7 protein-coding genes are annotated in these 6,465 nt (G+C 70.6%); 3 read left to right on the top strand and 4 right to left on the bottom strand.

Annotated elements, in window-relative coordinates:
• Positions 1 to 13 precede the first annotated feature (13 nt).
• The 4 genes from VFF97_RS15805 to VFF97_RS15820 form a co-directional block, all read right to left on the bottom strand.
• Entirely contained in the window at positions 14 to 1,186 is a 1,173-nt protein-coding gene (locus VFF97_RS15805) for a low temperature requirement protein A (RefSeq protein WP_325034459.1), read from the bottom strand.
• Positions 1,187 to 1,390: 204 nt separating this feature from the next.
• A complete protein-coding gene (locus tag VFF97_RS15810) occupies positions 1,391 to 2,320 on the bottom strand; it encodes an alpha/beta hydrolase (RefSeq protein WP_325034460.1) in 930 nt (309 codons plus the stop codon).
• 72 nt (positions 2,321 to 2,392) lie between these two features.
• Positions 2,393 to 3,133: an alpha/beta hydrolase gene (locus VFF97_RS15815; protein ID WP_325034461.1), complete on the bottom strand. Its 741-nt coding sequence runs from the start codon at positions 3,131 to 3,133 to the stop codon at positions 2,393 to 2,395.
• A gap of 41 nt (positions 3,134 to 3,174) precedes the next feature.
• Positions 3,175 to 4,137: an alpha/beta hydrolase gene (locus VFF97_RS15820; RefSeq protein ID WP_325034462.1), complete on the bottom strand. Its 963-nt coding sequence runs from the start codon at positions 4,135 to 4,137 to the stop codon at positions 3,175 to 3,177.
• Positions 4,138 to 4,338: 201 nt separating this feature from the next.
• Here VFF97_RS15820 and VFF97_RS15825 point away from each other — a divergent pair, with 201 nt between their 5' ends.
• From VFF97_RS15825 to VFF97_RS15835, 3 genes are all read left to right on the top strand, one after another.
• Positions 4,339 to 5,115, top strand: a complete 777-nt coding sequence (locus VFF97_RS15825) for an SDR family oxidoreductase (RefSeq protein WP_325034463.1) — start codon at positions 4,339 to 4,341, stop codon at positions 5,113 to 5,115.
• Positions 5,116 to 5,136: 21 nt separating this feature from the next.
• Positions 5,137 to 6,090, top strand: coding sequence for an RNA polymerase sigma-70 factor (locus tag VFF97_RS15830; protein ID WP_325034464.1), 954 nt, complete (start codon positions 5,137 to 5,139; stop codon positions 6,088 to 6,090).
• 13 nt (positions 6,091 to 6,103) lie between these two features.
• Positions 6,104 to 6,465, top strand: a 362-nt coding sequence (locus tag VFF97_RS15835) for a MarR family transcriptional regulator (protein ID WP_325034465.1), incomplete at its 3' end; no start/stop codon positions are given.

The following is a 6,465-nucleotide window of genomic DNA, read 5'->3' on the forward strand; positions in this document are numbered from 1 at the left end:
CTCGCCTCCCGGGTCACCCCCGTCGCAGCATCCGCAGTCGATCGATCTCGAGCACGACGACCACCGCCGCGATGAGCGCCGCTCCGACGACGTACTCGCCGTACTCGAGGAGCCCCGACAGCGCCACCGCCACGGCTCCGACCAGCACCGCCCCCGACGCCCATGCCGCGATCACGGGTCGCAGTAGGAGCGCCCACACGCTCACGAGGAAGATCGCGACCGGCAGCGTGAGCGCGAGGCCGGCGACGGCCGCCGACACCTCGGACCGGCCGACGATGTGGTCGATCTCGACCTCCACGCCCGACGAGACCGCGCCGACCGCGGCGAAGATCACGAAGTGGAAATAGCCGAACGCGAACCCGTCGCGGAGCGTGTTCAGTCGCCCGTGCGCCTCGCGCGCGAAGTACACCCACCAGATGCCGGCGGTCACGACGATCCCTGAGATCGCGAGACCGATGAGCTCGCCGACGTGGTCGCCATCGCGCAGCGCGTCGAAGATCGCGTTCGCCGACGCGAGAAGGCTCTCGCCGAGAAGCAGCAGGGTGAACAGGCCGAATCGCTCCGCGATGTGGTGCCGGTGCCAGCTCGTGCGGCCGCGCTGCTCGGCCCACACCGGGATGAGGAGTTCGAGCACGACGAGCGGGAAGAACGACCAGAACGCGAGGGTCGCGTCGGCGATCAGCAGGCGGCCGAGCCACAGCAGCTGCACGGCCCCGACGCCGACGGCGTAGCGCAGCGCGGTCGCGCGGGAGGCGGGGTCGGATGCCGCGGCCCGCACCCACTGCGCGACGAGGGCGAGCCGCATGATGACGTAGCCCGACGTGACGATGGTGTAGTCGAAGTCGACCATCGCCGCGTGGATGCCGGCGGCGAGCACGAGGACCCCCGCCATCTGGACGACCGTCATCACGCGGTACAGCCAGTCGTCGGAGTCGAAGGCGGACGAGAACCACGTGTAGTTCATCCATGCCCACCACACGGCGAAGAACACCATGAGGTAGGCGACGACGCCCTGTCCGATGTGCCCGTCGCTGATGAGGTGGTGGAGGTTCTGCGACGCCTGCGACACCGCGACCACGAAGACGAGGTCGAAGAGCAGCTCGAGCGGCGTCGCGACGCGGTGGGCGGCGGAGGGATCGCGTGCGACCATGCGCCGCAGGCCCACCCGGTTGAGGACGTCGGTCATCCGTCGATTATGGGCGCGCGAGGGCCGACTCGCCCGGGGTCGCTTCGTGGCGATCCGCCAGGAAGCGCAGCATCCGCCAGCACCTCTTGGCGAATCGCCCGAAAGGGAGGCCGCCTGCGAGGTGAGCGCTTCGTGGCGATCCGCCAGGAAGCGCCGCATCCGCCCGCACTTCGTGGCGAGTCGCCAGAAGGAAGGCGGCAGGCTTCACGGCGTCCCGGCTCCGTCGCCCGGCGGCTCGGCGACGTCGAACACGGCCTCGGCGAACGCGTGCGGCGCCTCCGCCGGAAGGTGGTGGCCCGCACCGTCGACCTGCCGGTGCTCGCGCGGCCCTGTGAAGAAGCGGTCGTGCTGCGAGCCGTCGGTCGCGGGGAAGTTGCCGTCCGCCGTTCCGTCGAGCGTGATCGTCGGCACGGGGATCGACGGGAGCACCGCCAGCCGCCGCTCGAGGTCGGCGAAGGCGGATGCGCCGGCCGCGAGCCCGAGGCGATGCCGGTACGAGTGGATCACGACGTCCACGTAGTCGGGGTTGGCGAACGCCTCGGTCGCACGGTCGAGGTCTGCGGCCGAGAAGGCCCAGTGAGGCGAGTTGCGCCGCCAGATGACCTCGGCGACACCGCGTGGATCGCGTGCGAGCCCGGCGCGACCCCGCTCGGTCGCGAAGTACCAGAAGTACCAGAAGCCCGCTTCGAGCTCGGGTGCGAGCGGCGTCGTCGAGGCGGCGATGTCCTGGATGAGGTATCCGTTGACCGACACCAGACCCGAGACCCGCTCGGGCCACAGCGCCGCGACGACGCACGCCGCTCGGCCGCCCCAGTCGTACCCGGCGAGCACGGGCTGCTCGAGCGCGAGCGCGTCGAGGAACGCGAGGAGATCGGCGCCGAGCGCCGCCTGCTGCCCCGACCGCGGCGTCTCGGCGTGGAGGAACCGCGTGGCGCCGTGCCCTCGCAGGGACGGCACGAGCACGCGGAAGCCCGCTTCGACGAGGAGCGGCACGACATCGTCGTAGGAATGCACGTCGTAGGGGAAGCCGTGCAGCAGCACGACGGGCTCCGCGTGCGGATCGCCCTCGTCGAGGTAGGCGATGGACAGCTCGCCTGCCGACACCGTCCGCGTCGGCGCGGTCAAGAGGGTCATGAGGAGTCCTCCGGTGTGGAGGGCGGCGCCCCGGGGACCGGACCGTACCCCGAGGCACCGCCTGGCCTGTGGCTACGCCGCGCTCGCCGAGATGCTCTCGACGTACGCGCGACCCGCGGCGGCGATCGTCGCGACGACGGCGTCCGGCTGCGAGACGCTCAACGCGTGCGACGCGCCCGCGATCTCCGTGGTCCCCTGCGATCCGGCGCGCTCCGCGCCCACGCGGAACACCGCGACCGGGATGTTGCGGTCCTGGTCTCCGAACACGTGCCACGAGGGGATGCGCTTCCACCCGGGCTCGCTCGGCAGCCCCTCCGACAGCGCGGCCTGCGTGGCCGGGCGCTGGGTCGCGGCCATGAGCGCCGCGACGGACTCCGGTACGTCGGCGCAGAACTGCGCGTGGAACAGCTCGGGCCGGATGACGAGCTCCGGGCCGGCGTCGGCGGTCGGGTACGCGGCGACCGCGTCGCCGAGCGTGCTGCCCGGGGCGCTCGTCGACAGCGTGAAGGCGCTCTCGCCGGTGTCGGGCGCGAACGCCGAGACGTACACGAGCGCGACCACCTGCTCGTTGCCGGACGACGCCTCGGTGATGACGAGGCCGCCGTACGAGTGGCCGACGAGCACGACGGGCCCCTCGATCGAGGCGATGACGTCGCGCACGTACTGCGCGTCGCCCGAGAGGCTGCGCAGCGGGTTGGCGACCGCGACCGCGCGCACGCCCTTGGCCTGGAGGCGCTCGATGACGCCGTTCCACGACGCCGACTCGGCGAAGGCGCCGTGGACGAGCACGATGGTGGGCTTGTTGTCGGACATGGTTCTCTTCTCTCTGTGTGATGGGGATGGGATGAGTCGGGTCACGCCGGGACGATCACGCGTGCGAACGCCTTGCGGAGGACGTGGATCGCCTGCTCGATGGCTGCGGTGGTGGCCGCCGACGAGCGCAGCGGGTTGAGCATCATGAAGTCGTGGATCGTGCCGTCGTAGCGCACAAGCGTCGTGCGGACGCCCGCCTCGATGAGGTGGCGGCCGTACTGCTCGCCCTCGTCGCGCAGCACGTCGTTCTCGTCGACGATGAGCAGCGTCTCGGGCAGCCCGGTGAGCTCGTCGATCGGGGCCCGCAGGGGCGACGCCGTCTGGTCGCGGCGAGACGCGGCATCCGGCAGGTAGTTGTCCCAGAACCACGCCATCGCGTCGGCCCTCAGGTGGTACCCCTCCGCGTACTCGCGGTAGCTCGCGGTGTCCATCGCCGCATCCGTCACCGGGTAGTAGAGCGACTGGTGCACGAACGAGACATCGCCGCGCTTCTTCGCGAGGAGCGCGACGACGGCAGCCATGTTGCCGCCGACCGAGTCGCCGGCGATCGCGAGCCGTGACGCGTCGAGCCCCTTCGCCTCGCCGTCGGCCATGATCCAGCGGGCGGTCGCGTACGCCTGTTCGATGGCGACCGGATGCCGCGCCTCCGGCGACCTCGTGTACTCGACGAACACGACGGCGGCGTCGGCTCCCACCGCGAGCTCTCGCACGAGGCGGTCGTGCGTGCCGGCGTTGCCGAGCACCCAGCCGCCACCGTGCACGTAGAGCACGACCGGCAGGGGTCCCGTCGAGCCGACGGGCTTGACGATGCGGACGGGCACGTCGCCGACCGCGGCGGACACCGTGATCCACTCCTCGTCGACGTCGGGCTTGTCGACGGGAGCTGACTGGACCTCGTCGAGCAGCGCGCGGGCGCCGTCGACGCCGCGCTCGACGAGCGTCGGCGGCTGCGCGGCCGCGTCGGCGAACGCGCGGGCCTCCGGTTCGAGGGTGTGTTCGGGCATGTCGATTCCTTCCGTGGGGTGGAGCTCGTTGCGGTCCGGCGTTTGACAGAGACGACCGCACGGATGCTCCGCCTGTGACGGATTCGGCCGATGTCGGCCCTCGCGGCGCGTCGCGGTCACGAATCGGGCCGCCGCCTTGTCAGCCCTGCATGAGCCGATGGCGCTCCCTGCCACCGGACCGGACCGAGCAAGGAGCAGACCATGAAGATCACCGTCATCGGAGGGACCGGCCTCATCGGGTCGCGAGTCGTCACGCAGCTGCGTGGAAGCGGAGCGGAGGTCGTCTCTGCGGCGCGCGCGACGGGCGTGAACTCGTACACGGGCGAAGGCCTCGAGGAGGCGCTCGACGGCGCCGACGTCGTCGTCGACGTGTCCAACTCGTCGTACACCGACGAGGCCGCCGCGCGGGAGTTCTTCTACGCGTCGACGCTCAACCTGCTCACCTACGGCGCTGCCGCGGGAGTCGGCCACCACGTCGCCCTCTCGGTCGTCGGCACGGATCGACTCGCCCGGGCCGAGGGTGGCTATTTCCAGGCGAAGGACGCGCAGGAGAGGCTCATCGTGGAGTCCGGACGGCCGTACTCACTCGTGCACGCGACGCAGTTCTTCGAGTTCATCCGCAACATCATCGACAACGCGAGCCGAGGGGGCATCATCCGGCTCGCCGACACGCGCATCCAGCCGATGGCCGCCGACGACGTCGCGGCCGCCGTCGTGGAGGTCGCGCTCGCGTCGCCCGTGAACAGCACGGTCGAGTACGGCGGCCCGGAGATCTTCGATCTCGCGGACCTCGCCACGCGGGAGCTGCGGTTCCGGCGCGACGAACGCGAGGTGGTCGCCGACGCCCTCGGGACGTACTTCGGCGCGTGGCTCGGACCCGACGACCTGCTGCCGGATCCCGACGCGCGCATCGCCGCGACGCGCTTCCACGAGTGGCAGGTCAACTCGAATACTATTTCCCCTCTTTCTATTAGCTAGCACACGATGTAACCTCCTCACATGAACACCGGACCGGGGGGCGTCGCCCAGATCGACGCCGATGCCCTGGAGCTGTTCGAGCACGCACGAGGTCGACTCTTCGGCATCGCATATCGCATGCTCGGCAGCGCCGCCGACGCGGAGGATGTCGTGCAGGAGACGTGGTTGCGCTGGCAGCAGTGCGATCGCGCCGCCGTGCGCGAGCCCGACGCATTCCTGGCCACGACCGCGACCCGGATCGCGATCAACGTCCTCCACAGCGCCCGCGTGCGACGGGAGACCTACATCGGGCCGTGGCTGCCCAGTCCCGTCGACACCGCCAACGACCCGACCCTGGGCGCCGAACGCGGCGAAGCACTCCGCCTCGCGACACTCCTGCTCATGGAGCGACTCGGACCCACCGAGCGGGCGGCGTACGTGCTGCGCGAAGCGTTCGACTACCCGTACGCCCGCATCGCCGAGATCGTCGAGACGACCGAGGTCGCCGCGCGGCAGCTCGTGAGCCGCGCACGCAAGCACCTCGCGGCCGGCGGCGGGCGGGCGGTCGCGGCATCCGCTCATCGCCGGTTCTTCGAAGCGTTCCTGCGCGCCGCCCGCAGCGGAGACGCCGAGTCGCTCGAAGTCCTCCTCGCGGAAGACGCCGTGAGCTACACCGACGGTGGTGGCGTGATGCGCCGCACCGCGCGCCGCCCGATCCTCGGCAGGGAGAAGCTGGTGCGATTCCTCCTCGGGGTCTCGCGGTGGTTCTGGGGGGATGTCTCGATCGAGGTGATCCAGGTGAACGGCCTCGCCGCCGCGCTGCTCCGACGCGCCGATCGCATCTTCGCCGTGCTCACGGTGACGATCCAGGCGAACGCCGTCAGCCAGGTCATGTGGATGATGAACCCCGTGAAGCTCGCCGAGGTGGTCGCGATCCACGAACGCGCGCACGAAATACCTAGCAGGCTAGTGAATAGCGCACTCGTGACTTCCTGATACCGTTGGGGATGTGACGGATGCCGAGACCGAAGCCCCTCCCGCCGTGCCCCTGGCCGACATGGTGTGCTTCAACCTGCACGCCGCCTACCGCGCCGTGACGGCGGTCTACCGACCGCTGCTCGAGCCGCTCGGAGTGACGTACCCGCAGTACCTCGTCCTGGCGATGCTGTGGGAGTACGGCGACCTCACCGTCGGCGATCTCGTCGCGCGCCTGCAGTCCGACTACGGCACGATCACGCCACTGGTCAAGCGAATGGAGAAGCAGGGGCTCGTCGAGCGCGCCCGCAACCCGCGCGACGAGCGCTCCGTCACGGTGTCGCTCACGCCCGACGGCGACGCACTTCGCGTCCACGCGCCCGGCATCTACCACGT

Source organism: Microbacterium sp., from assembly GCF_035687345.1.
Classification (GTDB): domain Bacteria; phylum Actinomycetota; class Actinomycetes; order Actinomycetales; family Microbacteriaceae; genus Microbacterium.